Source organism: Aestuariibius insulae, from assembly GCF_040783535.2.
Lineage (GTDB): Bacteria > Pseudomonadota > Alphaproteobacteria > Rhodobacterales > Rhodobacteraceae > Aestuariibius > Aestuariibius insulae.
Window position 1 is genome coordinate 107693 of sequence record NZ_JBFONW020000001.1, and the last position, 25707, is coordinate 133399.

The window sequence follows — 25707 nt, forward strand, 5'->3', positions numbered from 1 at the left end:
CGCCCCAAGGTCGAGAGCCGAAGAAGCCATTCGTGACACTTTTCCCGACCAGCAACGCCTTCACCCTGAAACCGAGGACGCAACACTTTTCGGTGCCGTCGATTTGGTAGCCGCGCTCGGCGGCGATAGCACGTCGCGAACCTTAGGCCTTCTAAAAAGGGGCCGCCCATTGATCATCCCGAACGCAGAGCGGATCCGGCCCGGTCTGGCGGGGCGTGTTGCACAATATATCGATACGGGAGCGCAGCAGCCTGTATTCGCCATGGATGAAAGCCTCGACGAGGGAGGTATGCTGCCGACAGCTCTTTCGGACCGGCTCGCGTTCAAGATCGATCTGACGGGTGTCCAAGCAAGCGCGTTTCACGTACCAGTCATTGCCCCCGGGTCGAATTGCCTTCCGCCACTTATCGACGATCTGGCCAACTGTGTTGCAGAGACTTGCAGCACGCTGGGCATCTTGAATCCACGATCGGGTCTTCAGGCAGTGCAGACAGCGCGAATGCATGCAGCCCTGTTCTCGCGAAATATCGTGACAGACGAAGATCTTCTTGTGGCAGTTCGTCTTGTCCTCGCCCACCGCGCGACTCGAGTGCCGGAGCCAACACAAGAGAATCCGCCTCAGGAGAGCGAAAACAGCGAGCCATCATCAGATAACACGAGCACTAGCATACCCGAAGACCTTCTTCTCGACGCTGTGGCGTCGAGCCTTCCCGCCGGATTATTGGAGCAGCTCAAAAGCAGGACAGCTCGCGCTGCGAAGGGATCCGGTTCAGGCGCGCGCCAGAAAGGCAACCGTCGCGGCCGGCCCCTACCGTCAAGACCAGGTCGGTTAAGCGGTGCGCGGTCGATCGACATCCCAGCGACACTCAGGGCCGCCGCCCCTTGGCAAAAGATGCGGGGGCAAGGGGAGCGGGTCAGGATCTTCCCCTCCGATATTCGGCTCAAACGATACGAAAGCTTGTCCGATCGGTTGCTGATCTTCGTCGTGGATGCCTCCGGCTCTGCCGCTATTTCCCGGCTGGGAGAAGCAAAGGGCGCCGTAGAGCTTCTGCTGTCGCAGGCCTATGCCCGCCGTGATCACGTCTCACTCATCGCTTTCAGGGCGGATGACGCAGAGACACTGCTTCCTCCAACCCGGTCTCTGGTGCGCACAAAGAGAAAGCTGGCTGACCTACCGGGTGGTGGTGGAACTCCACTGGCCTCTGGTCTGCGGGACGCCTTAGGTCTAGCGCTCAGATCGCGTCAGCAAGGCATGACACCTACGGTCGTACTTCTGACGGATGGTCGTCCGAACATCAGGCTCGACGGAACTGCTGACAGGGTCGGAGCGAGCCGAGATGCACAAACGCTCGCGTCGCAAATCAAGGCGCACCAAATCGAGGCAATCGTGATCGACACAGGCAAACGCGCGAGCAGATCTCTTGAGGAGCTTTCCACATCGATGAACGCGATCTATCTACCGATGCCGCGCGCCGACGCGAGCCGCCTGTCCGAAGCCGTCACATCTACGACAAGCGTTTGATATGCGCTGGCCCGGGGATGCTGCCGATTGGCCAATGGCAGAGTATTCCAGGTTTGTAGATAGCGCGCCTCACCGCTGGCACGTGCAAGAAGCGGGCGAAGGCCCGGTTACCCTTCTGTTGCACGGCGCAGGAGGAGCAACGCAAAGCTGGCGAGGCCTTTTTCCGATCCTGAAGCAGACAAGACGCGTCATAGCAATTGATCTTCCGGGACAGGGTTTCACACGGCTTGGAAACAGGCAGAGATGCGGTCTCGCCAACATGGCGACTGACATTGAGGCTCTTTGTCAGCAAGAGAATTGGACACCCAACCTGATCGTCGGACACTCGGCCGGAGCGGCGCTTGCCCTGCAAATGACGCTCAACGCACCGAGCACTCAGGTCGTTGGGATCAATGCCGCCCTTGGAAAATTTGAAGGGGTTGCTGGTTGGCTTTTTCCTGCATTGGCCAAGGTCCTGGCTCTTACTCCATTTATCCCCGATCTCTTTGCATCGACAGCATCGTCGCCCACAGCGATCCGACGCCTTATCGAGGGGACGGGATCCGATATCGACCGAGCAGGACTGGACTTGTACCGACGGCTGATTACGAACAGAGATCATGTCGATGCGACGCTGACGATGATGGCGCAATGGGATCTCACGCCACTCCTCCGAACTCTGCCGAAGCACCGAGGGAAGGTCACACTCATCGCTGGGGCGAACGACAAGACAGTGCCACCACAGGTGTCGAAACAGGCATCCGAGAAGCTCGCTGGGTCAAGTTTTCACCTCCTAGACGGGGTGGGGCATCTGGCGCACGAAGAAGATCCGTCGCGTGTTGCACAGATCATAGAAGACGAGAGCTAGCGAAGACGCTTCAGATAGACATAATACGCGCCGCCTCCACCGTGACGTTGATGGGCCTCGCGCACCTCGAGAACGACATTCCTCAATGGGGCCATTCTGAGCCATTCGGGTACGTACCGTCTGAGAATTCCTCGGTGAGCAGAAAAGACGCTCCCCGTATCCCGCTCTGTTCGACCCTTTCCGGTAATCACAAGAACCAGTCGAGACCCCGCCGCATACTCCGAGAGGATGAAAGATTGCAGGGCGGGCTGTGCCTCGCTCAGTGTCATACCGTGTAGATCTATCCTACCGTCAGGATTTAGTTTTCCTCTGGAGAGGCGCTTGTAGGCCTTCTTATCCATCTGAATTTCAGGGGCTTCCGATGATCTGAGATTGGGCCAGGCTGTACCGGTCTTGGAAGTCCGTGATCCGATCTCGAACGGCTTTATTTGGATCGCCTTCTCATCTGACCTCACCTCTCGCCCTGGAGAGACAGTTTTTGGTTCAGAGATTGGAAACCCATTCCGCTCCAGCGGAACGGTCTTGCGCGCAATCTGATCCCATAGGCGCTTGTCCTCGGCGCTTAATCGTCGAGACTTCTTCACTGGCGAAGCCGCTGTCTCATGGCAAAGACCCGGTCTCGCGGAAGAAGAACGACCATTCGTCCGGGATCGCGGATGCGCCCAGCGGCCCGGCCTGCTTGGTCGCCAGTTCCAAAGAAGATGTCGGCCCGCTGCGCCCCCTTAATCGCTGATCCGGTATCTTGTGCGATCATGAGGCGCCGCATGGGGGTCACGCCTTCCTTTTCGATCCAAACGGGCGCACCCAAAGGCGTAAGATCCGGATCGACCGCGATCGTCCGACCTGCTGTCACGGACCGGTTCATCGCGCCGATCGGTCCCTTCTCAGGCGGAACTTCATTCACCGGCCGAAAGAAGACAAAGCTGTCGTTCACACGTAGAAGGTCCGTCCCCTCTATGCCATTCTCGCGGACCCAGGACCGGATACGGCCAGCAGACGCTTCGTGTGGCTGAAGCTTTCCAAGACGGATCAACTCTTGGCCTACGGACGAGTAAGGATGGCCGTTCGATCCGCCGTAGCCCACGCGCCGGACCGTACCGTCGGGTAGACGAATACGGCCCGATCCTTGGATCTGCAGAAAAAAGAGATCTACCGGGTCCACCAGCCAGGCAAGCTCAAGCCCGCGATCCTCCAGCACGCCGCCATATTCTATTTCCCGTCGAGTCAGCCAAGGCATACCTCGTTCGATATCAGGCGGCATGGCATAAAGCGGATAAAGATACCTACCACCTCGCTCAAGCGATCCTTCAATCTCCGGCTCGAAATACCCGGTGAAGAGCATGTCGGTTCCGTCTTCGATGAAAAGTGGAAGAAAATGCTCCTCGAAAAAAGGTCTCGCTTTAGGCCCCCGCTTGGCCAGATCGCACAGCTTGCGCCAATCGTCATCTTGCTGAATGCCGCACGTTTCCGTGAAGACGGCTAAAGCTTCGGTGTGATCGTCATTGGGCCAGCCGTAAAGGTCCGAGAAGTCGAGTTGTGTGATCCGGATGTCTGCCATGGCCATAGTCCCGAGGCACACCACCAGGACAGAGAGCCACTTCATTCGGCAGTGGCGACCAGTGTCCAGTTCGGATCGTCTGATCCCATCGCGCGGGCAAAGGTCCAGACGTCGCGTTGGCGCTTGATCTCAGTTTCACTGCCTTCGATGATATCACCGCCTCGATCCCGGACAATGCTGGTCATCTCACCAATGAAACGCATCGTGATCTCGCCTGTTTTCGTATCAGGCTCGAACGTCGCTTCTTTCAAGGCAACATCGCTTACACCGATGAACGTCGCCTCAATGGTGAGGCCTTCACGTTCGCGCTGTTCCACGACTTGGGCAAAGGATTCGTACACTTCGTCCGAAAGGAACTCCTTGATTTCGGACAGATTTCCTTTCTCGAACGCCATGAGGATTATCTCGTAAGCCCCGCGCGCGCCGCTCAGGAACTCGCTCACATTGAAAGTGGGTTCCGCGGCCTTCATCGACATCAGAGCCTTAGCGGATTCGCTGTTCTCCGGCACATGATCGATGATGTCGTGATCCGGGCCACCTTCGATCACCTCAAACTCCCGCCGGCGTGGTCGCGTGTCTCGCTCCACCGGGAGGGGCGGTTTTTCGAAGCCTTCCCGTGTCCCAAGAACACTCCGAAGCCGCAGAATCAGGAATACGGCAATTCCTGCAAGGACTAGCAGCTGAAGGATAGGAGAGTTCATGGACGGGCTCTTTCAACTCGGGCTATAGAAACGGTGCGTTATAATCTTATCTAGGACGTGCAACAGGCCACGTCCACCGGCCAGCAGAGGCAACTGGAGCCCGGCATGCCGCTTTTGATCCTTTTTATCGCGATACCGATCCTCGAGATCTTCCTCTTTCTGCAGGTTGGATCTCTGATCGGAACGGGCTGGACGCTCCTTATTGTCGTGCTGACTGCAGTTCTCGGGACCTATCTGGTGCGAAGTCAGGGACGCCAGGCTCTAACGGCCCTTCGCAGATCAATGTCCGAATTCTCCGACCCATCCAGACCGCTTGTGACAGGAGCGATGGTTCTTGTCGCCGGGGCTCTTCTGCTGACACCTGGATTCTTTACCGACACGGTCGGCCTCGCTCTTTTGACACCGTTGGTTCAGCGCAAGCTCTTCGAGACGTTGCGAAATCGCATTCAAGTCTTCGAGGCGGGGGCGGCAGAAAGACCCAGACCAGCGTCTCGTGACGACGGCGTCATCGACGGCGAATTTACCGAAGTCCCGCCAGAGCAAAAACCAACTCATCGTCCCTCCGGCTGGACACGCCATTGAAGAGGCCCCGGTCGCTCTGTTAACAGGGCGCGAAATCATTTCTGGAGCATCCCGATGGCCGAGAACGGCAGCGACACCCCACCACAGGCACCGAATGGAACCACTGATCCGCAGCAGGTTCAGCAGGTAGAGATCCGTCAGCGTATTCTCGCGCAATATACGCGTGACATGTCGTTTGAAAACGTCATGGCCCAGAAAGGCGTCACCGGTGAAGTTACTCCCGAGATCCAGGTTCAGGTGAAGCTCGACGCCCGCAAACGCGGTGCCGACAATCAATATGAAGTCATCATCAAGCTGACCGTCTCATCGAAAGCAAAGGACAAGGGCGATCAACTCTTCCTGCTTGAGATCGAGTATGCTGGCATATTCATGATCGAAGGTCTGCCAGAAGCGCAGCTTCACCCCTATCTTCTGATTGAGTGTCCGCGCCTTCTTTTCCCGTATCTCCGCAGGATCGTAAGCGATCTCACGCGCGACGGTGGCTTCCCTCCCTTCAATCTCGAGCCGATCGACTTCCTTGCGCTATATCGCCAGGAAATCGCGCGTCGAACCGAAGAGCAGAAGGTCGCGGAAGTCTAAGCTTTCCGCACCCACAGAGAATTGCTTCCCATCTGTTCGACGAAGGATCGGTGGGAGGCTTCCTCTTCCTCCGTCAATCTGGGAGGAAGTTGCTTCTGACGCGGTGTAGCTCGCCACGTATTATCTACAGCCTTCTCGGTCTTTTTGTTGTCCGACGACAAAATCAGACCAGGCTGTTTTCCTCCGATGAGCTCGAGATACACCTCGGCCAGGATCTCGCTATCGAGTAGCGCGCCGTGCAGGGTTCGCGATGAGTTATCGATGCCAAACCGCCGGCACAGAGCGTCAAGTGATGCAGGCGCTCCGGGGAACCGGCGTCTTGCGATCGCAAGAGTGTCTATCGCTTGGTCGATAGGCAACAAAGGCAGGTTGAGCCAACCCAGCTCGGCATTCAGGAATTTCATGTCGAATGCTGCATTGTGAATGATGAGCTTGTCGTGTCCAACAAAGTCGACAAAAGCCGCAGCCACATCAGCAAAGACAGGTTTGTCCTTCAGAAACTCGTCACCAAGACCATGAACCTCGAAAGCGTCTCTCGGCATTGATCGCTCGGGGTTGATATACTGGTGATACGTTTTCCCTGTCGGAACATGGTTTAGAAGCTCAACGGCGCCGATCTCAACGATCCTGTCACCATCTGCCGGTTCGAACCCTGTGGTTTCGGTATCAAGTACAATCTCACGCATCGGTCGAAATCTCTTTCAGAATATCTTTCACACGCCGCCTGACATGAACCTTACTCCATGTCTCGATGACGTAGTCTGCTTTCTTGCGCTTTTCTCGATCCGGCATCTGCCGAGATAATATCAACTCTAGCTGTGTTTCAGTCATCGTCCTACGGGCAGCGACACGACGTCTTTGTTCGTCGATGTCTATCGTTGTCAAAATCGTCTTATGTAACCACGCCTCGGCGCCGGTTTCGAAAAGCAGAGGGATATCAAAGAGTAAGATTGGTTCATCGTGATTTTTGATGAATGCTTCTCGATCGTCACGAACCAGAGGATGCACGATAGAATTCAGCCGATCGAAGGCTGACGGATCTTTCTCAAGCTCGGTTTTCAAAACCTGCCGATCTACAGAGCCGTCCTTGATAGCATCTGGAAAGGCCTCGGAGATCGGTACGACGGCATTGCCCCCGTTGGCATAAAGACGGTGAACAGCCTCGTCTGCATCCCAGACAGATATGCCTTCTTCCGCAAAGATCCTTGCCGTGATTGTTTTGCCTGTTGCGATAGAACCGGTAAGACCAAGAAGGACACTCATCCAAGGACCGCCCGTCTCAGCTCTGCATCAACCTCAGGCATCACCCCGAACCACCGTTCAAAACCTGGCACAGCCTGATGAAGCAGCATCCCGAGACCATCCACGGCTGTACATCCCGCTTGTCGGGCTCGGGCCAAAAGCTCTGTTTCAGGGGGGGCGTAAACCAGGTCCATGACTGTCTGACCCGCAGGCAAACCACTCAGGTTCATCGGCAACGGCGGCATTCCGGTCATCCCAAGCGACGTGGTGTTCACGATGGTCTGCATCTCTTCAATGATCGATCCGACATCCGACCAGTCGACTGTTGAGCAATTGGCCACTGACGCGATATCTTCCGCAGCCGACGCTGTTCGATTGGCAATAACAACATCCGTCGCGCCGTCTTCTATCAACGCAGCCACAACCGCTCGCGCTGCGCCACCGGCGCCGAGAACCAACACGGGACCGTCCTGAGACCTCCAGTCCGGCGCTGACTGCTTAAGATGAGCCAAAAATCCATAACTATCGCTGTTTTCCGCATAGATCGTTCCATCAGGACGAAACGTCAGCATGTTCGCAGCACCTATGCGCTCAGCAAATTTCGATGACGTATCTGCGATATCAAGCGCGCGGATTTTATGAGGGACAGTGACATTCACTCCCACGAAACCCGCCTTGGGGAGGGTTCTGATGACGGATTCAAAGTCGTCAGCTTCGATATGAAGCGGCACGTAGTGACCGGGAAGACCGTACTGCTTGAGCCAGTGACCATGGAGCGTCGGTGACTTCGAGTGACCGACTGGGGACCCCACGACACCCGCAAGAGGGATACGGCCTGTCATCCTGCAATGTCCTCTCGAAAGGCAAGATACCCGAGAAGCTCGAGAAGCGGCAAACCGAGAACAGAAAAGTAATCGCCGCTGACCTGAGACATCAGGCGAACACCCTCTCCTTCGATTTGATAACAACCCACGCAGTACCGGATCTCATCCCAGTTCCGATCCACATAGTCCTGAAGATAGGCATCCGATACGTTCCTGATCTGTATCTGAACCATACCGATATGCCGCCAGACGACTTCACCGGAAACAACGACCACGGCGGCCGAGAAGAGCTTGTGTCGCTGTCCACGGAACTTACTCAATTGTGCGATTGCATCGGCGCGGTTAACGGGTTTGCTGTAAAGCTGACCGTCCAGCTCAAGGACCTGATCCACGCCAATCACAACAGAGTCAGGAGATGACCGCCCGGCCTTGATCGCCTTCAGTTCCGCAAGCTTGTCAGCGATATCTCGGGGTGGAGCGCCCTCTGCTGTCATTGATGCACGGATCGATTCCTCATCTATTCGAACGGGGAATGTCTCGTGATCCACCCTCGCCTGCGACAGAAGCTGGCTCCGGATGGCGGACGAAGAAGCGAGGACGATGGGACGCGGCATAGGATAGATCTGTGGGAAAGTGGCGTAGAGATCAACCTGAGCTGACGAACAAAGGTGCCGATTTTAGGGGGCTGCAGGTAAAGACAAGAATTCCGAGCCAGATCCTCTTTGGATATGCACCGTCGATAAGAAACAGGGAGCGTTTGTGGGTAAGTCAGCGATTATCGCAGTGTCCCACCTTTCGTCCACAGAAAAGAATCGCGCTGATTTATCCTAGGTTCTTGATATTATTGAAAAAATTTTTAGTTTTCTCTCTTTTCCTATATCAGAAACCAGTTTGCACACAGATCGACCCAATGGGAATAATACTTGGATAGATCGATAATCCACAGATTCTGGATCTCCTACATACCCTACTCTTCTTTATATATATTTTATAAAGAGAAGGTCAGCTGAAGGACCTCGAAATGCTCGCAGACCTCTATCCATGGATCAAAGCTCTACACGTCATCTCTGTGATCGCGTGGATGGCTGCCATCTTTTACCTTCCTCGCCTCTATGTTTATCACGTCGAAGAGGTTGAGCCGGGATCCAAGACAGAGGAAATGTTTCAGCGGATGGAGCGGCGCCTCCTCAAGGCGATCATGAACCCGGCGATGATCGCGACTTGGATCTTCGGCCTTCTTATGGTCGCTACCCCGGGTGTGATCGACTGGATAACAGCTTGGCCCTGGTTGAAGGCGATCGCTGTGATCCTCATGTCCGGCTATCATGGCTGGCTTTCGAAGAAGCGCAAAGAACTTCTTGCTGGCACCAACACAATCAGCGGCCGTGGCTATAGGATCGCAAACGAAGTTCCGACGGTCCTTATGATCATCATCGTCATTGCTGTCATCGTCCGGCCGATCTGGTTCTGATTGACTCTTTGGCGGGAAATTTCTATCTGCGAGTTCAACGCCAGTCCTGGTGCTTATTTCATCTGTCAAACCTTTGACCCTCTCCCGCGCAGTCTGCGCAAGGATCCCTTCCTATGAGCGATAACCGTCTAAATCTCGCCGATCTAAAGGCGAAGAGCCCGAAAGATCTTTTGTCGATGGCAGAGGAGCTCGAGATCGAGAACGCGTCGACGATGCGCAAGGGCGAGATGATGTTCTCGATCTTGAAAGAACGGGCCGAGGATGAATGGGTCATCGGCGGTGACGGCGTTCTTGAGGTTCTTCAGGATGGGTTCGGATTTCTGAGGTCACCAGAAGCTAATTACCTTCCCGGTCCCGATGATATCTATGTCTCACCGGACATGATCCGGCAGTTCTCCCTGCGTACAGGCGATACGGTCGAAGGTGTTATTCGAGAGCCCAACGATAACGAACGCTACTTCTGCCTCGTTGCCGTAGAGAAGATCAATTTTGAAGATCCTGAGAAGGCCAAACACAAGGTTGCGTTTGACAACCTTACACCGCTTTACCCCGATGAACGCATGACGATGGAGATCGAGGATCCGACGATCAAGGATCGTTCGGCACGGATCATCGATCTCGTCGCGCCCATCGGAAAGGGACAGAGATCGCTTATCGTGGCGCCGCCACGAACCGGTAAAACTGTTCTTCTCCAAAATATCGCCTCTTCAATCGAGGCGAACCATCCGGAATGCTATTTGATCGTTTTGCTCATTGACGAGCGGCCTGAGGAAGTCACTGATATGCAGCGCTCGGTGAAAGGCGAAGTCGTGAGTTCGACCTTCGACGAGCCGGCCACACGACACGTGGCGGTCTCTGAGATGGTGATCGAAAAGGCAAAACGTCTGGTGGAGCACAAGCGAGATGTCGTGATTTTGCTCGACTCGATCACTCGCCTCGGCCGCGCCTTCAACACGACGGTTCCATCTTCAGGCAAAGTCCTGACAGGCGGTGTCGATGCGAATGCCCTGCAACGGCCAAAACGCTTCTTTGGCGCTGCACGGAACATCGAGGAAGGCGGCTCTCTGACCATTATCGCAACGGCTCTGATCGATACCGGGAGCCGTATGGACGAGGTTATCTTCGAAGAGTTCAAGGGAACGGGTAACAGCGAGATTGTTCTGGACCGAAAGGTTGCGGACAAGCGGGTGTTCCCGGCGATGGATATTCTGAAATCCGGGACCCGGAAGGAAGATCTGCTTGTCGATAAGAACGATCTGCAAAAAACCTACGTGCTTCGCCGTATTCTCAATCCAATGGGTACAACTGACGCAATCGAGTTCCTGATTTCGAAACTCAAACAGACGAAGAGCAACTCGGACTTCTTCGACTCGATGAACGCGTAAAGGGTGAGCTTGAGGCAAAGTGACGACGATCTTCGCGCAAGCGACGGCTCCGGGTAAGGCGGGCGTTTCTATCATCAGGGTGTCCGGGCCTGCGGCCTTTCATGCGGCTGAGATGATCACGGGACACAAACCTCGCAGCCGCGCCATGTCTTTGAGATCTTTTCGCAGATCCGATGGAGAGCTGATCGATCGCGGTTTGCTGTTGTCTTTTCCCGGTCCCGACAGCTTCACCGGCGAGGATAGTGTTGAGTTTCACTGCCATGGCAGTGCTGCGGTCATCAAAGATCTCCTAAGAGAGTTGGATCGCATCGAAGATCTTCAGCCGGCGGATCCCGGGGAATTTACACGTCGCGCGCTTCAGAACGACAAGCTAGACCTCGTACAAGTCGAAGCTTTGGGTGATCTGATCGACGCCGAGACCGATTTGCAGAGGCGGCAAGCCATGTCGCTACTGTCTGGGGTGTTATCTGAAAAAATCGAAAGCTGGCGCGCGATCTTGATCAAAGCACTGTCACTTCTCGAAGCGACAATCGATTTTTCCGACGAAGATGTTCCTGCTGAGGTATGGAAAGACGCTGGAGATCTTGTTCAATCCGTGAGGCTTGAAATTAGTAATATCTTGTCGAACTCAATGAGTTCTGACCGTTTGCGACAAGGATATTCAGTTGTAATCCTCGGTCCCCCGAATGCCGGAAAATCTACCTTGATCAACGCTTTAAGTGATCGCGATGTTGCTATAACAACACCAATCCCAGGAACGACCCGCGATATCGTCGAGACCGCCTTGAACTGGCATGGCATTCCAATCCGATTGATGGATACGGCAGGCCTCCGAAAGTCAGATGATGAGATCGAGATCCTGGGTGTGGAGAAAGCAATCGCTGCGGCTGAGATGGCAGATCTTAGGATCTATCTCGGAGAGCAGCCAGACAACATGGTTCTCCCCTCCCGCGCTCAGGATCTCATCGTCGGAGCTAAGGCGGATCTTGGTCGATCTCATGGGTTATCGGTATCAGGCCTAACCGGTGAAGGTTTAGCAGAATTGAGAGAAGCCGTAGCCCAAAGGCTGGAGGTCGGTAAGCTGAGCAAGCAGCTTCTATTGCGAGATAGATATCGGAACGTGCTTTCTGAAGCGTCGGAAAACTTGGGAGCAGCTCAAGAAGCGATCGAGAATCGTTTGAACGAGGAACTGGTTTCAGAGGAGATACGGGCTGCCCTCTTCGTACTGGACATGTTGATAGGTCGCGTCACACCAGATGATGTGTTAGATGATGTCTTCAGCTCATTTTGTATAGGAAAGTGACGTTTCACGTGAAACAGGCGGCAGAAGTAGTTGTCATCGGTGGCGGGCATGCAGGCGTTGAGGCGGCATGTGCTTCAGCTCGCATTGGTGTGCCGACAGTTCTCGTTACGATGTCCCGCGATGATCTTGGAAAAATGTCCTGCAATCCTGCGATCGGCGGTATCGGCAAGGGGCACCTCGTCCGGGAAATAGATGCTCTAGGCGGTGTGATGTCTCACGCCGCGGATTATGCAGGTATTCAGTTCAGGCTGCTAAACCGCTCCAAGGGCCCTGCCGTTCAAGGACCGAGAGCGCAGTCCGATCGCGTTCGATATGCCGACTTCGTCCAGAGTCACGTTGCTAATCAAGCTAACTTGATTGTGGTAGAGGGCGAAGTTATCGACCTTCAGATTGAGGCAGGGCGAGCGACTGGTGTTTGCCTTGGAGATGGAAGCATCGTATCCGCCGAGGCGATTGTTCTAACCGCTGGGACCTTTCTTCGAGGTATCGTTCATATCGGGGACAAGAATTATTCAGGCGGTCGGTTTAATGATAGTGCATCGACCCGCCTAGCCAAGCGGCTCGCAGAGCTTAAGCTCCCACAAGGGCGGCTCAAAACTGGAACACCTCCTCGTCTTCTTGGAACAACCATTGATTGGGACGCTCTCGAGAAACAGCCCGGTGATGAAGATCCTGTTTTCTTATCGAGTACGACGAGTACTCTTCAATGCCGCCAGGTAGACTGCGGACTGACAGAGACTAATTCCAAGACCCACGATATTATCCAGCGAAACCTCAGTCGGTCAGCGATGTACGGAGGCCAGATCGGAGGCAAAGGGCCTCGATACTGCCCCTCGATCGAAGACAAGATTGTAAGGTTCGCGGATAAGGCGTCACATCAGATTTTTCTAGAACCTGAAGGCCTGACCTCCAATATTGTCTATCCGAACGGTATTTCCACCTCTTTGCCGCAAGATGTACAAGCCGACTACGTCCGTTCTATCCGCGGCTTGGAGAAGGCCGTTGTTACTCAGCCTGGATATGCGATTGAGTATGACTACTTCGATCCGCGATCTCTAAATGCGTATCTCGAGCTTCCAGAGATCTCCGGGCTTTATTTTGCCGGACAGATAAACGGGACGACCGGGTACGAAGAAGCGGCAGCGCAAGGTCTTGTTGCTGGAGCGAATGCTGCATTGAAGGTAAGTCAGGGGACGACGCTCTCATTTGAAAGGCAGCAGTCCTATATAGGCGTCATGATCGATGATCTTACGATCAGGGGCGTTCAAGAGCCGTATCGGATGTTCACCTCGCGGGCTGAGTTTCGGCTTTACCTCCGCGCAGACAATGCGGATCAGCGGCTCACCGCAATCGGTCGGGAAGCTGGATTGGTCGGTGATGCGCAATGGGAGGCGTTTCAGACTAAAATGACTCGCCTTTCTAGGGCGCGAGCAGAGATGCAGGACCTCAAGGTTTCCTCACGAGAGCTTGCCGATACAGGCGCAATTTTGAACCCTGATGGGCCAAACCGGTCTGTATTTGAAGCATTAGGCCTACGTGGCGTCACGATGGAGGGGCTAGAGACACTTGCGCCTTCATTCTCGAAGTTTGATCTAGCCACTCAACGACAACTCTATAATGAAGCGCTGTATGCGCCATACATGGAACGCCAGGCAAAAGATTTGGCGGCGCTTCAACGAGATGACGGCATCTCCATCCCGAATGATCTGTCCTTCATGGATATCGAAGGGCTATCGAATGAACTGAAAGAGAAGCTTTCCAAAGCGCGTCCAGCCAATATATCGCAGGCAGGCCGTGTAGAAGGTATGACTCCAGCAGCCCTGACCCTCCTTCTTGCCAAAGTTCGAGGTCAAGAGCGACGAAAAGCATCCTAAGATGGATGTTTCACGTGAAACGTCAGAGAGGCTGCATTTATACACGGATGAGCTTCTGAAGTGGAACAAACATATCAATCTCGTTGGTCGTACAACAGAAGCGGATATTTGGAAGCGACATATCGCGGATTCGGCACAGTTATTTCCACTACTTTGTGACACAAAGGCATACGCTGACTTAGGTTCGGGTGCCGGATTTCCAGGGCTTGTTATTGCAATTCTTGCAGACGAAGCCGGGCTAGCGCTCCACGTTACTCTAGTTGAGAGCGATAAGAGAAAAGCGGCCTTTCTCCGAAACACTGCAGTGATGATGAACCTGTCGATCACCATACAGGCTGATCGGATCGAGGCGATTTCGCCGCTTAATGCCGATGCCATTTCGGCAAGGGCACTAGCCCCCCTTCCCGATCTTCTCAACCTCACCTATCCGCACCTCGCCGCCGGTGGAGAGTGTTTCTTTTTGAAGGGAAAGGCAGCTTCGGCAGAGATAAGCGCAGCTCGACAGAATTGGCGCTTCCATCTCAAGCAGCATCAAAGTACCACCGATGATGACGGGGTACTTCTTCAAGTCGGAGCTCTTGAACGTGTCTGACCTAGCCGGACAGCCAGAACCAAGGATTATCTCTGTTGCCAATCAGAAAGGCGGGGTCGGAAAGACCACGACGGCTGTCAATCTTGCAGCTGCCTTGGCTGAGAAAGGATATCGTATCCTCCTGCTGGATCTTGATCCGCAGGGAAATGCCTCCACTGGGTTAGGGATCGGTCCGGACAGGCGCAAGGATACAACTTACGACGTCCTAAGCCGTGATGTTTCGATAACTAAGGGAATGCAGCCTACAAACGTAGAAAATCTATGGATTATTCCGTCAACGACAGATCTGAGTTCTGCCGACATCGACTTCATGGATCGAAAGGACAGGATATTTCTGCTTCGCTCAGCATTAAGCTTTGATGAAGCTTGGAAAGAGGCGATTGATCTTGTCCTCATTGACTGTCCGCCTTCCCTCAATCTTCTTACATTGAATGCGATGGTTGCGAGCAATAGCCTTCTCGTACCGCTTCAAAGTGAGTTTTTCGCTCTTGAAGGCCTTTCTCAGCTAATGCTCACCGTTCGCGAGATTAGAAGTTCAGCTAACCCTGATCTCAGGATCGAAGGGGTTGTTATGACGATGTTTGATGGTCGGAACCGTCTGGCTCAACAGGTGGATTTTGATGCGCGCGACACGTTAGGGGATCTTGTGTTTAAAACGGTGATCCCACGGAATGTTCGCTTGAGCGAAGCGCCATCATTCTCAATGTCTGTCCTTCAATACGACGGACAGTCACGGGGAGCTCAATCGTATCGCGCTCTTGCAGCCGAACTGATTGGACGCCGCGATGCCGCGCAAAATCCCATTCAAGAAGGTGTTGCATGACAACAAAATCCGGCAAGAACAGGGGCCTTGGGCGAGGTCTGTCTGCGTTAATGGCAGAACTCCCGCCTGAAACCGCAACTACGCCAAGCGCCGAGAGCCAGTTGCCGATTGAGAAGATCCAACCAAATCCCGATCAGCCAAGGCGTCGCTTTGATCAGGACAGTCTGGAGGAGTTGGCCGATTCCATTCGGCAACGAGGTATCATCCAACCGATTATTGTCAGACCACAAGGTGACATCTACCAAATCGTAGCGGGTGAGCGCCGCTGGCGTGCAGCCCAGCTTGCTCAACTCCATGAAGTTCCGGTTGTCATTCGAGAGCTTGGCGATACAGAAACGCTGGAACTCGCAATTATTGAGAATATCCAAAGATCTGATCTGAACCCGATAGATGAAGGTGCCGGCTACAAACAGCTGATCGAGCGTTTTGGCCATACCCAAGAAGAGCTTTCGCGGATTCTGGGGAAAAGCCGTAGTCACATCGCAAACCTGATGCGACTCTTGGGCCTCCCCGACTCCGTGCAGACCCTCTTGAACAAAGGCGATATCTCGGCGGGACACGCGCGTGCGCTTATCACATCCGATGATCCTGAAGCACTGGCGCGCCGTGTCGTCAGGGACGGTCTATCGGTGAGAGCAACTGAGAAACTGGCCAACGCGCAGAAGGATAACGCCCAAAAGCCGCCGAAAAAGGTGGTGACCAAAGACGCTGATACGCGCCGCATAGAAGAGGATCTCTCAGCACAGCTTAAGATGCCTGTTCAGATAATCCGGGGAAAGACGCCGGAAGATGGTAAGGTCACTCTGGAATACAAGTCACTCGATCAGTTGGATGACCTGTTGGGGCTTCTTAGCCAAAGTTAAAGGCTGGATGTTAGCTCCTGCAGAATCCTATTCAGCAGAAGATGTCCCTTATCGGTCACTCGGAGAGTGGACTCCGACAAATCAACAACTCCAACGTTCTCTAAGTCACTGATCTTATTATACAAACCCTTGCTTTTTGTTTGAAATCGGCTGATATCGATGCCTTCGCGAGTTCGAAGACCCATTAGCAAAAGCTCAACGTCTTGTTCCCGAAGATTCAGAACATCCGTTGCAATATTTCCAGTCCCAGACCCTTCAACGAGACTGATCCAACGTCCTGGCATAGGTTCCGACGCAGTCGCTACACGCCCGTTCGGCAATGTCAGACGCCCGTGAGCGCCGGGTCCAATCCCCGCATAGTCTCCGCATCGCCAATAGATTAAATTGTGCCGAGCCTCTTCGCCTGGCACCGCGTGGTTTGAAATTTCGTATGCAGGCAGTCCTGCCTCGCTGCAAAGATCCTGCGTCAGTTCATAGTGATCCGCAGCCAGATCCTCGCTTGGCAGACCTCGCAAGCCTCCGGTGTCAAAGCGTCTCTTGAAAGCTGTCCCGTCTTCGATCGTCAGCTGATAAAGAGACATGTGGTTCGGATCCATTGACAGAGCATCCTCCAGCTCTGCCTTCCAAGCCTCAAGGCTCTGATGCTGTCGCGCGTAGATCAGATCAAAGCTAACCCGCGGGAAGATCGATCGCGCGATGTCGTACGCCGCCCGCCCTTCCGCAGCCGTATGAAGCCGACCTAGCCGAGTAAGATCTGCATCGTTCAGCGCTTGGAGGCCCACCGACACACGATTGATACCAGCATCGAAAAAGTCGTGAAACTTGCCTGCTTCCGATGACGTCGGATTGGCTTCCAACGTAACCTCAAGATCGTTCGAGATTGCCCAGTTTGCACGGATGGCCTCCAGAACGGCCTCGGCTGTCTCGGGCGGCATCAGGCTAGGCGTGCCTCCTCCGAAAAAGACCGTCGACACCGCACGTTCCGGCACTTGCGCCGCGACTCGTTCAATTTCGGAAACCAGCGCTTGGCGCCAACGCTTCTGATCTACTCGATCCACGACATGGCTGTTGAAATCGCAATACGGACATTTCGCCGCACAAAATGGCCAATGGACATAAATGCCAAAGCCACCGCGTTGCCAGTCAGCGAGCAAAACACCCCTCGATCATCTTCTGTACGGCGATGGCGCGATGACTGATGCGATTCTTCTCCGAAAGATCCATCTCACCGAAGGTGATATCGTATCCGTCCGGCATGAAGATAGCGTCGTATCCGTGCCCCTGGTCGCCCCGCATCGGCCAGACGATTTGGCCTTCCATCCTACCGTCAAAGGACGCGAAATGATCGTCGGGCCAAGCCAGGACAAGTGTGCAACAAAAACGCGCCGTTCGGGGAGCCGGTGCATCCCGCGCTTCAAGCATGTCCCATGCTTTTGTCATCGCAACCACGAAGTCACGCCCGTGCGGCGTCTCGGCCCAATCTGCGGTGTAGACCCCTGGCTGACCATCCAGCCCGTCAATCTCGATTCCGCTATCGTCGGCTAAAGCAGGCAGTCCGGTCGCATTTACCGCAGCTTGAGCTTTGATCAAAGCGTTCCCCAAAAACGTATCTTCCGTCTCATCCGGTTCCGGCAGCCCGTCATCCGCATTTGAACTCAGCTTAACACCGTAGGGATTGAGAAGCGCCGCCATTTCCTCAAGCTTTCCAGCATTATGGGTAGCCATCAGAAGGCGCTTTCCATCAAACCTACGCATCAAGATACTGCCAAAACCTGTTCCTTCATCAATTCTGCACATCCTTGCGTCGCAAGATCCATCAACTTCTCAAACTGGTTGCGAGAAAAAGTGGTTCCTTCGGCAGAGCTTTGGATCTCGATCAAACGCTCGCCTGTCATAACGAAGTTTCCGTCAACGCCAGCCTCGCTATCTTCCGGATAATCCAGATCCAGCACGGGTTGGCCGGCATAAATTCCGCAACTCACGGCCGAGACCGGCTCCGACAAGGGATCCGAGATCACATCGCCTGCCTTCATCAAAGCGTTCACCGCTAGCTTCAACGCAACCCATCCACCGCAGATCGATGCGCATCGGGTTCCGCCGTCAGCCTGAATGACATCGCAATCCACTACGATCTGCCGTTCGCCCAATGCCACACGATCCACACCCGCGCGCAGGCTTCGACCAATCAGCCGCTGAATCTCCTGTGTCCGGCCTGATTGACCATTCTTGGCCTCCCGCCGCATCCGCGTCGTCGTCGCGCGCGGCAGCATTCCATATTCCGCGGTCACCCAGCCCAGTCCGCTATTGCGCAGGAACGGTGGCACTTTTTCATCAACCGATGCGGTACACAGCACATGGGTATCCCCCACCCGGATCAGGCAGGAGCCTTCCGCATGCTTGGTAATATCCGTTTCGATTGAGATGTCGCGCATTTGGTCCAGATTTCGTCCCGAAGGTCGCATATCGATTCCTTTTGAAAGACTGTGCTCGCCATACGCGCCACACCGCCGCATTCCAAGACCTCGGGCCTACCGATTGGCAGAGAAGATCGTTACATAGGTCTCCGATGAACGATCACCCAACCCTCATCTCGGATCTTGACGATCGCTCGCGAGAAGTCTTTCGCAAGCTGGTTGAGAGCTATCTGGAAACGGGCAACCCTGTTGGGTCGCGCACGCTGACCAGACACCTGTCCGAGAAAGTTAGCGCGGCGACGATCCGGAACGTGATGCAGGATCTGGAATATCTGGGTCTGCTTGATAGTCCTCATATTTCTGCGGGCCGGGTGCCTACACAGAACGGACTGCGGTTATTCGTGGATAGTCTCCTCGAGGTGTCCGATCTCGCCGGCGACGACCGCTCGATGATCGATCAGACGCTTGGCAACGACCGTACCGATGTCTCCGCCTTGCTCGACCGGGTTGGATCCGCGCTTTCCGGGGTTACCCATGGTGCCAGCCTTGTCCTGACGCCCAAGCACGAAGCGCCGATCAAGCATCTCGAATTTGTCTCTTTGGCGCCTGACCGCGCGCTGGTCGTCCTTGTCTTCGCTGATGGTCATGTCGAGAACCGTGTTTTCACCCCGCCGCCGGGTCAGACACCATCCTCGATGCGGGAGGCCGCAAACTTCCTCAATTCACTCGCCGAAGGTCGCACCTTGTCCGAACTGGGCCCGGTAATTGCCGAGGAGATTCGCACGCATCGGCAGGAGCTGAACAGCCTCGCTCAATCCCTTGTCGAACAGGGTTTGGCCATCTGGGAGAATGAGGGTGAGCGCACCGAACGTCTTATCGTTCGGGGCCGAGCGAACCTTCTTGAAGATCAGGCGCTCGATATCGACCGGATACGGACGCTCTTCGACGACCTTGAACGCAAGCGGGATATTGCGGAATTCCTCGAGCTGACCGAAGAGGGCGAAGGCGTGCGTATTTTCATAGGGTCAGAGAACAAGCTTTTCTCACTTTCGGGTTCCTCTCTCGTGGTCTCTCCCTATATGAACGCAGATCGAAAGATTATCGGCGCGGTTGGTGTCATAGGACCGACCCGGCTCAATTACGGCCGCATCGTGCCGATCGTAGATTACACCGCGCAGCTTGTCGGAAAGCTGCTGTCGGACCGGAGTTAAGAAGGACGCGCAATATGGCCGACCCGAAAGAAGAAGACATCTTCCTCGACGATATCGATGCCCTCGAAGAAGAACTGGTCGATCTTGAAACGCTTGCCGAGGAAGATCCGACGCAGGAGAAGGTCAGCGACCTTGAGGCGATCCGCGCCGAACGCGATCATCTACGGGACCGTTTCATGCGCGCCTTGGCCGATGCGGAGAACGCTCGCAAAAGATCCGACCGCGACCGCCGTGAGGCCGAGAATTACGGCGGCTCTAAACTCGCCCGCGATATGTTGCCGGTCTACGATAACCTCAAACGTGCCCTCGAAGCTGCACCGGAAGGTGTAGACGCAGCTTTCCTTGAAGGTATCGAATTGACGATGCGCGAGCTTCTCAACGTCTTCAAGAAGCACGGGATCGAACAGATCAATCCCGAGGTTGGCGATCGCTTCGATCCCCAACATCATGAGGCAATGTTTGAAGCTCCGCTTCCAGGGACTAAGGCAGGCGACATCATCCAAGTGGCCGCTGAGGGCTTTATGCTGCATGACCGCCTGTTGCGACCCGCTCAAGTCGGCGTCAGCTCGATGACCGGTTAACTGTAGGTTGCCCGAGCTTTCGCCGCATCCAGAAGATCGAGATAACGGCGGGCGCCTGCAGCTGGACTGAGAGCCTCAGAGATATAGTCCCGCGGGCGATAGGCCTCTCGCCGGCTCCAGAACTGATCGAAGCTCTCAGTGAGATCTGCGATCTTGAATGTCATGCCGCACCGGTTGTCGAAGTATGGAACTGACGATACGACCAGACCTTCGGGTGCGAGCGCGGCCTGCCGGGGATCCCGTAAGCGTCCTTCGTCCCAGGCCAGAACCGGGATGCCGGACGCGAGCGCTTCCTGATAGGCGATCCCTTGCGCCTCATGTTCACATATAAAAACCAACGCTCCGGATGACCCAAGCGCCTCTTTGAACTGACTGAGATGATGATGCCCATATCGGAGAACAGTATAGGTAAGCCCCTGCTGATCCAGATGTGCCTTCAGCGGCTCAAGAAGATCTGCGCAACGCGCTTCGCGATCCCAGCGGATCTTGTCGTAGATCACGACATCGACCAACTTCTCGGTACCACTCAAGTCAGGCCAGTGCGCGACATCGACCGGAGTGAACATCGGCTGGATCATATCTCCGAAGTGAGGCCGCCAGATCTTGCAGGGCCACTCGGATGGTAAGGTGACGATCTTCAGGTTGCAGTCTTGAATTACGGCTTCAAGATCCGCGGGGTCGGGTACGAAACCAGGTCCGAAAACGGCCGGATTCTCGAGCTGCACTTTCTTGAAAACGGACGGATATCCCGAAATCCCGATCGGGTCTTGGGAATGCGCACGTGCATACGCGAAATCGTTAATCCGAACATTCACATCTTGGGATCGAAGGCCGGCAACTAGATTGAGAAAGGCGGTATAGTACCCCGTATAAAGCTGTTTGCGCCGAAGGGTCCGATACCCTGCCCGTAGCCGCCCCCTGGCCCAGGACTGAACTCGCCCCAAGGGACGATCAATCGCCTGAGCTTCGAACCCGTCGTAGAAAAGAACGACCGTCCGCGCCGGATCTGTCATTTCAACGTGTCTACGCCGTAAGCCTCGCGCTGAGGCGGTGAGAGCGTTCCGAAGAACACTCCGAAATGGAAGCTTGATCGCATGACCCAAAAAGCGAGCCGCGTTCGGCTCGGTGCCGATGGAACGGCCCTGATCCCACAGTAAAGGGCTTTGGCCGCGCTTCGAAGACGCAAGGGAACTTGCCGCGCCGACCGGCTTGCGGTCGCGCAATGTCCGTAAATCTTCCCAGCGGCGAACTTGCGTCGCAGCAGCCATTTCAGCGAAAGCCTCTGCGGATCCACAGGCTCTCGGACGCGGGCCTCATCTGCGATGACCATGCGGACGCCCTTTTGATGAAGGCGAAAGAAGAAATCGATATCCTCGCCTCCCGTTCGCCCGAATGACAGATCAAACCGTGTCTCGCTCACCTTCGGATCCCTAAGATCCAGCAGCGCATTGCTCGAATACCCAGTCTCGACCACACCATCGCGCGTGGTTGGATGGTTAGAGTGGAAGTCGTTTTCCCGAATCCAAGCTGGGGCGGATGCAGGATAAACCGCATCGGCGGGTCCAAAGACAACGCCGGCGCCGGTCGACCGAGCGGCATCAAGAAGTCGAGCGATCCAGTTGGGCTCCGCAATCTCATCGTCATCGATGAAGGCCAGATAACCCCCGGATGCATTCTCGAGACAGGCATTGCGCGAGATCGAAATATTGCGCGCCGGTGCATGAATATAGGTCAGCTCTAGCTCCAATTGACGTGCAAGCCGCGCCAGGTCCTGAGATAGAACGGCCTCGACGTCATTATCAGCTACGACCACGGAAAGCTTGACACCCTGGGGTAGTTTCTGATTGGAAACACTCTCGAGAGTTGTAGTCAGACTGTCTCGCTGAAATGTGCAGATGCCAACACAAACTCTCATGATAACTGACACGATGTCGGCCTTTTGTCGCCGAAATCATACTTATGATGGGTTGAAGTTGAACGAGAAGCAGAAAAAGAAAGACTTGGATCCATGAGTGAGAAGTGGGGAGACTTCGAGCAAGAGCAGTCAGGCGCAGCAAACAGGCTCCGTCTGATGAACCTGATTATCCCGCTGGTTCTGACAACAGCTCTTTCCGTATCGGTCGCAATTGCGATGGGGGGATCAATCCTCTTTGGCATAATGCTCGCCTGGGTTCTGAATGGTCCGTTCACGCTTCTATACTTCCGGCTCGTCGCGGCACGGAAGACAAATCGCTCTTCCTTCCTGGCGAACTAGACCGCCCGCATCCGCAAATAGAACGGCGGAGGTCGGTCTAGCACGATCCCTTGAGACGCGCGGTCAGGAACATCGTGACGGTTCTGACAAAGATGCTGAGATCCGTCATCAGCGTCGCATTCTCGACATACCAGGTGTCCTGCTGAACCCGTTCGTCATATGACGTGTCCGATCGTCCACCTAATTGCCAAGGCCCGGTCAGTCCGGGCTTCACCATCAAATAATGTCGTTTGAAGACGCCATAGTAGACGTCAAGCTCGTCTTTCGTGACAGGACGCGGTCCCACAAGGCTCATTTCGCCACGGAGAATATTGAAGAGCTGCGGAAGCTCATCAAGGCTCGACGACCGTAAAAACGCACCGATACCCGGGATGATCCTTGGATCCGATTTCAGCTTTCGGGTCTCAGCCCATTCCCTGCGAAGCTCTTCATCTCCTTCGATCAGTTCGCGCAAACGAAGGTCCGCATCTGCCACCATCGTCTGGAATTTGAAGCATCCAAACTCCCGACCATCTTTGCCGATGCGTTTGTGCTGATAAAAGAGATGCCGCTGACCTTTTGCGTAAAGACAGATGCAGATCGTCAGCAGAACCGGAGCGAACAGCACGAGCATCATGATCGCAAAGCAGATATCCATGCTCCGCTTACCGAACTGTGTCGAAGGTGTACCGAAGGGCCCCGATGACCGAGGTCGAGTCAAAACTTCTTCAACGTTACGGTTAGCAGCAAGCGTTGTACGTCCTTCCCGACGCACCGGGTGTCCAAAAAAAGACATCAATCTTCCCCCAAAAACCTATTCAACCGTTCAAAATCGGCAAAAATACAACCGATGTACCCTAGCGTTAATACTTCCTTAATCTGTTGTAAACAAGCTGCCGTGTAACGATATGAAACGGTCTGTTCTCGTCGCTGCCAGCGTGAAATATGCCACAGATATGCCACATATGCCGCCTTATTCATCGGCAGTGGTGTCGCCTACCCTCTCGATCAGTTCTAGAACAGACAAGGTCGCATCCAATGACCAGAGCCGACTTTCCCGCACTCCCTCATTGAGGCATCTCGCAACTTCATCCGCTTGGAACTGCAATCCAGTCCCCGGATAAGTGTAGCGCCTGATCCGTCCATCGGGGGGTCGAACAAGTGCCAAGCCTCGTCTGAGCACTGGACCGATAGGAGAGGTTTGAAGAGCTGCCTTAAGACCGCCCTGTCGCGAGGCAGCGGCATCCAAAGGCGGTCCCGCAGGCTTCCACCGCACAGCCCTCGCACTGATAAAGGGCGCCTCGATCATGAAACGACCTTTGGTGCCTGTCAGCTCCACTGTGTTGCGAAGTGCGGCGTCATGACTGGCGACGATAGTAGAGGTCCCGGTTTGATGGGCCAGATGCACGGAAACAGACCGCACCGAACCACCTTCCGATCGCGTGATCCGGCTCGAGATTACCCTCGCTTCCCCGAAAAAGGTCTGCGCCATCGCAAGACAATAGCATCCTAGATCTGTAAGCGCTCCACCCCCAAGCGCGGGATCGGTGATCGCATCGCCACTTCGCTCTACCCGAGGAAAGCCCAAAGTCGTATGAAGATGAACCGGCTCGCCAAGCTCCCCTTGCTCCACGCGCGCAACCGTATCCTGAAGACCTGGCAGAAACCGTGTCCACATCGCTTCCATGCAAAATGTGCCATTGGAGAGCGCGGTATCCTTGATCGCAGCCGCATCCTCGAGTGTTGCCGCGAAAGGTTTCTCGCAAAGAACGGCCTTACCGGCCTCCATAGCCATAATGGCGTGGGCTCGATGCAAGCTGGGCGGCGTCGCCACGTAGATCGCATCGATCTCTTTATCGCGGCATAGCGCCTCGTAGTCGGTAAAGACGCGGCATCCGTCATACACTTTGACCAGTTGTGCAGCCCGCTCGCCGGATCTGGATGCCACAGCGCCTAGAACGCCGAACTCGCTGTGCCGAAGATCTCCGGCAAACTGCTTGGCGATATTGCCCGCGCCGATAACGCCCCACCGGATCCGAGCGGTCATCGAGAGGCCCTCCCGCTCAGCCGCCGTGCTGTCCGAAGATAGGCTTGCTCGGCAAGCCGCCCCATGAGCGATAATCCCACGCCGGGCGGTCCCCGAAACGCCGCAAATACCTCGCGACCATCACGGTCTCGCACAGCCTCAATGAGACGCATCCAAGCCCAACGCTTCCAGGTCTCAAGCCGATGACGACGAATCAGGGCTTTGGCCTGCGGATCATCTGAAACCTCCGACAAAAGCTGACTGTCTGCCTGAACCAGGGCGCCCAAATCCTTCGCACGGTGCGAACCGCTTAAAGAATCGTCCCGCACGACAGCCACATATCCAGCTGGATCCGTCAGACAAAACTGCGCGCCCTGAACCAGAGCTGTCGCGTAAAGAAGGTAGTCCTCCCCTAGCCGCATTCCCTCGTCATATCGAAGACCAATCTGATCTAGAAAGGCTTTATAAATTAAGGGCTTCAGGAATCCCAACTCCCCCCGATCGCCATGAAGCTCCGATAGATTGCCCTTCACGAAGAAAGGCAGATCGACAGCCTGGACACCAATTTCTTTGCGTGACCAAAGACGCGTTCTCGACATTTCATCCGAGCCCGCAACCATTTTGTAAAGATCGTCTGCCACAATATCCCAAGATCCCTGTTTCGCGAGATCCAAAAGCGTCGCAAGCCGTCCCTCTTCCATAAAGTCATCTGAATCGAGCGGCGTGACATAAGGCGCGGTCGCAGCATCCAAGGCACGATTGCGGGCAGCCGCCGGCCCCATGTTCCGGGATTGCTGCAAGAACGTTACCCGCCTGTCCAATGCCGCCAAATCGCTCAGGACTCGGACTGTACCGTCCGTAGACGCGTCGTCGACGACAATGACTTCCACCGATACGCCAACTTGAGACAAAGCGCTGTCGATAGCGCGGGAAACCGTCGTTTCGGCGTTCCAGGCGGGTATGATGACCGCAACATCCGGTGGCCCGACCGCCTCATCTGACGACGTGCCGGTCAAAATGAATATCTTTTCATCGAAAAAGCCGAGATACTGTAAAACACATTGATTCAAGCATAA

General features: G+C 54.9%; 29 protein-coding genes. 14 read left to right on the plus strand and 15 right to left on the minus strand.

Going from position 1 to position 25707, the window contains the following annotated elements:
* Positions 1-169: 169 nt before the first annotated feature.
* Both AAD018_RS00590 and bchO read left to right on the plus strand, forming a co-directional pair.
* The gene (locus tag AAD018_RS00590; protein ID WP_367314079.1) at positions 170-1522 is read left to right on the plus strand and encodes a VWA domain-containing protein; all 1353 of its coding nucleotides are present in this window, start codon (positions 170-172) and stop codon (positions 1520-1522) included.
* 34 nt (positions 1523-1556) lie between these two features.
* Positions 1557-2369, plus strand: a complete 813-nt coding sequence (gene bchO / locus AAD018_RS00595) for an alpha/beta fold hydrolase BchO (RefSeq protein ID WP_412005150.1) — start codon at positions 1557-1559, stop codon at positions 2367-2369.
* Here the strand turns inward: bchO and AAD018_RS00600 are convergent.
* The 3 genes from AAD018_RS00600 to AAD018_RS00610 form a co-directional block, all read right to left on the minus strand.
* Positions 2366-2710, minus strand: coding sequence for a Smr/MutS family protein (locus AAD018_RS00600; RefSeq protein ID WP_367314077.1), 345 nt, complete (start codon positions 2708-2710; stop codon positions 2366-2368). The genes bchO and AAD018_RS00600 overlap by 4 nt on opposite strands.
* 239 nt (positions 2711-2949) lie before the next feature.
* Positions 2950-3927 (minus strand): murein transglycosylase A, encoded by a 978-nt coding sequence (gene mltA, locus AAD018_RS00605; RefSeq protein WP_367314076.1) that lies wholly within the window; start codon positions 3925-3927, stop codon positions 2950-2952.
* Positions 3928-3968: 41 nt separating this feature from the next.
* Positions 3969-4628: a Tim44/TimA family putative adaptor protein gene (locus AAD018_RS00610; protein ID WP_367314075.1), complete on the minus strand. Its 660-nt coding sequence runs from the start codon at positions 4626-4628 to the stop codon at positions 3969-3971.
* A 105-nt stretch (positions 4629-4733) separates the two neighbouring features.
* On the opposite strand from AAD018_RS00610, the gene AAD018_RS00615 reads away from it, so the two are divergent.
* Together AAD018_RS00615 and secB are read left to right on the plus strand one after the other, a co-directional pair.
* Positions 4734-5210 carry an FxsA family protein gene (locus AAD018_RS00615; protein ID WP_367314074.1) on the plus strand — a complete coding sequence of 159 codons (477 nt, stop codon included), beginning with the start codon at positions 4734-4736 and terminating at the stop codon, positions 5208-5210.
* Positions 5211-5264: 54 nt separating this feature from the next.
* Entirely contained in the window at positions 5265-5789 is a 525-nt protein-coding gene (gene secB, locus AAD018_RS00620; RefSeq protein ID WP_367314073.1) for a protein-export chaperone SecB, read from the plus strand.
* Here secB and dnaQ read toward each other — a convergent pair.
* Genes dnaQ through AAD018_RS00640 form a run of 4 tightly spaced genes read right to left on the minus strand, consistent with a single transcriptional unit; the run spans position 5786 to position 8469 of the window.
* Positions 5786-6475 (minus strand): DNA polymerase III subunit epsilon, encoded by a 690-nt coding sequence (dnaQ, locus tag AAD018_RS00625; protein WP_367314072.1) that lies wholly within the window; start codon positions 6473-6475, stop codon positions 5786-5788. The two genes, secB and dnaQ, sit on opposite strands and share 4 nt — an antisense overlap.
* Entirely contained in the window at positions 6468-7052 is a 585-nt protein-coding gene (gene coaE, locus AAD018_RS00630; RefSeq protein ID WP_367314071.1) for a dephospho-CoA kinase, read from the minus strand. The genes dnaQ and coaE overlap by 8 nt, the downstream gene beginning before the upstream one ends.
* The gene (locus tag AAD018_RS00635; protein WP_367314070.1) at positions 7049-7873 is read right to left on the minus strand and encodes a shikimate dehydrogenase; all 825 of its coding nucleotides are present in this window, start codon (positions 7871-7873) and stop codon (positions 7049-7051) included. Before AAD018_RS00635 ends, coaE begins: the two co-directional genes overlap by 4 nt.
* The gene (locus AAD018_RS00640; RefSeq protein WP_367314069.1) at positions 7870-8469 is read right to left on the minus strand and encodes a Maf family protein; all 600 of its coding nucleotides are present in this window, start codon (positions 8467-8469) and stop codon (positions 7870-7872) included. Before AAD018_RS00640 ends, AAD018_RS00635 begins: the two co-directional genes overlap by 4 nt.
* A 407-nt stretch (positions 8470-8876) precedes the next feature.
* Here AAD018_RS00640 and hemJ point away from each other — a divergent pair, with 407 nt between their 5' ends.
* From hemJ to AAD018_RS00675, 7 genes are all read left to right on the plus strand, one after another.
* Positions 8877-9326 (plus strand): protoporphyrinogen oxidase HemJ, encoded by a 450-nt coding sequence (gene hemJ / locus AAD018_RS00645; RefSeq protein WP_367314068.1) that lies wholly within the window; start codon positions 8877-8879, stop codon positions 9324-9326.
* A 113-nt stretch (positions 9327-9439) separates the two neighbouring features.
* On the plus strand, positions 9440-10711 hold the full coding sequence (gene rho, locus AAD018_RS00650; protein ID WP_367314067.1) for a transcription termination factor Rho: 1272 nt from the start codon (positions 9440-9442) through the stop codon (positions 10709-10711).
* Between the two features lie 19 nt (positions 10712-10730).
* Positions 10731-12014, plus strand: coding sequence for a tRNA uridine-5-carboxymethylaminomethyl(34) synthesis GTPase MnmE (gene mnmE, locus AAD018_RS00655; protein ID WP_367314066.1), 1284 nt, complete (start codon positions 10731-10733; stop codon positions 12012-12014).
* Between the two features lie 8 nt (positions 12015-12022).
* Entirely contained in the window at positions 12023-13888 is a 1866-nt protein-coding gene (gene mnmG, locus AAD018_RS00660; RefSeq protein WP_367314065.1) for a tRNA uridine-5-carboxymethylaminomethyl(34) synthesis enzyme MnmG, read from the plus strand.
* 1 nt (position 13889) lies between these two features.
* A complete protein-coding gene (gene rsmG / locus AAD018_RS00665; RefSeq protein WP_367314064.1) occupies positions 13890-14480 on the plus strand; it encodes a 16S rRNA (guanine(527)-N(7))-methyltransferase RsmG in 591 nt (196 codons plus the stop codon).
* Positions 14473-15303 carry a ParA family protein gene (locus AAD018_RS00670; RefSeq protein ID WP_367314063.1) on the plus strand — a complete coding sequence of 277 codons (831 nt, stop codon included), beginning with the start codon at positions 14473-14475 and terminating at the stop codon, positions 15301-15303. Before rsmG ends, AAD018_RS00670 begins: the two co-directional genes overlap by 8 nt.
* Complete coding sequence (locus AAD018_RS00675; protein WP_367314062.1) at positions 15300-16166, plus strand: ParB/RepB/Spo0J family partition protein; 867 nt, start codon at positions 15300-15302, stop codon at positions 16164-16166. The genes AAD018_RS00670 and AAD018_RS00675 overlap by 4 nt, the downstream gene beginning before the upstream one ends.
* On the opposite strand, the gene hemW is transcribed toward AAD018_RS00675, so the two are convergent.
* From hemW to rph, 3 genes are read right to left on the minus strand one after another with little or no spacing between them, the layout of a single operon-like run.
* Positions 16163-17320, minus strand: a complete 1158-nt coding sequence (gene hemW, locus AAD018_RS00680) for a radical SAM family heme chaperone HemW (protein WP_367314061.1) — start codon at positions 17318-17320, stop codon at positions 16163-16165. The genes AAD018_RS00675 and hemW overlap by 4 nt on opposite strands.
* Entirely contained in the window at positions 17310-17921 is a 612-nt protein-coding gene (rdgB, locus tag AAD018_RS00685; protein ID WP_367314060.1) for an RdgB/HAM1 family non-canonical purine NTP pyrophosphatase, read from the minus strand. Before rdgB ends, hemW begins: the two co-directional genes overlap by 11 nt.
* On the minus strand, positions 17921-18628 hold the full coding sequence (rph, locus tag AAD018_RS00690; RefSeq protein ID WP_367314230.1) for a ribonuclease PH: 708 nt from the start codon (positions 18626-18628) through the stop codon (positions 17921-17923). The genes rdgB and rph overlap by 1 nt, the downstream gene beginning before the upstream one ends.
* Positions 18629-18732: 104 nt before the next feature.
* Between rph and hrcA the strand changes: the two genes are divergently transcribed.
* Complete coding sequence (gene hrcA / locus AAD018_RS00695) at positions 18733-19791, plus strand: heat-inducible transcriptional repressor HrcA (RefSeq protein WP_367314059.1); 1059 nt, start codon at positions 18733-18735, stop codon at positions 19789-19791.
* Between the two features lie 14 nt (positions 19792-19805).
* Positions 19806-20372, plus strand: a complete 567-nt coding sequence (locus AAD018_RS00700; protein ID WP_367314058.1) for a nucleotide exchange factor GrpE — start codon at positions 19806-19808, stop codon at positions 20370-20372.
* Here AAD018_RS00700 and AAD018_RS00705 read toward each other — a convergent pair.
* Both AAD018_RS00705 and AAD018_RS00710 read right to left on the minus strand, forming a co-directional pair.
* Complete coding sequence (locus AAD018_RS00705) at positions 20369-20950, minus strand: glycosyltransferase (protein WP_367314057.1); 582 nt, start codon at positions 20948-20950, stop codon at positions 20369-20371. The two genes, AAD018_RS00700 and AAD018_RS00705, sit on opposite strands and share 4 nt — an antisense overlap.
* Before the next feature lie 431 nt (positions 20951-21381).
* Positions 21382-22287, minus strand: coding sequence for a glycosyltransferase family 2 protein (locus AAD018_RS00710; protein ID WP_367314056.1), 906 nt, complete (start codon positions 22285-22287; stop codon positions 21382-21384).
* A 93-nt stretch (positions 22288-22380) separates the two neighbouring features.
* On the opposite strand from AAD018_RS00710, the gene AAD018_RS00715 reads away from it, so the two are divergent.
* Positions 22381-22626, plus strand: coding sequence for a hypothetical protein (locus AAD018_RS00715; RefSeq protein ID WP_367314055.1), 246 nt, complete (start codon positions 22381-22383; stop codon positions 22624-22626).
* A gap of 37 nt (positions 22627-22663) precedes the next feature.
* Here AAD018_RS00715 and AAD018_RS00720 read toward each other — a convergent pair whose 3' ends face one another.
* From AAD018_RS00720 to AAD018_RS00730, 3 genes are all read right to left on the minus strand, one after another.
* Complete coding sequence (locus tag AAD018_RS00720) at positions 22664-23401, minus strand: sugar transferase (protein WP_367314054.1); 738 nt, start codon at positions 23399-23401, stop codon at positions 22664-22666.
* A 177-nt stretch (positions 23402-23578) separates the two neighbouring features.
* The gene (locus tag AAD018_RS00725; protein WP_367314053.1) at positions 23579-24652 is read right to left on the minus strand and encodes a Gfo/Idh/MocA family protein; all 1074 of its coding nucleotides are present in this window, start codon (positions 24650-24652) and stop codon (positions 23579-23581) included.
* Positions 24649-25701, minus strand: coding sequence for a glycosyltransferase family 2 protein (locus tag AAD018_RS00730; protein WP_412005151.1), 1053 nt, complete (start codon positions 25699-25701; stop codon positions 24649-24651). Before AAD018_RS00730 ends, AAD018_RS00725 begins: the two co-directional genes overlap by 4 nt.
* Positions 25702-25707: the final 6 nt, after the last annotated feature.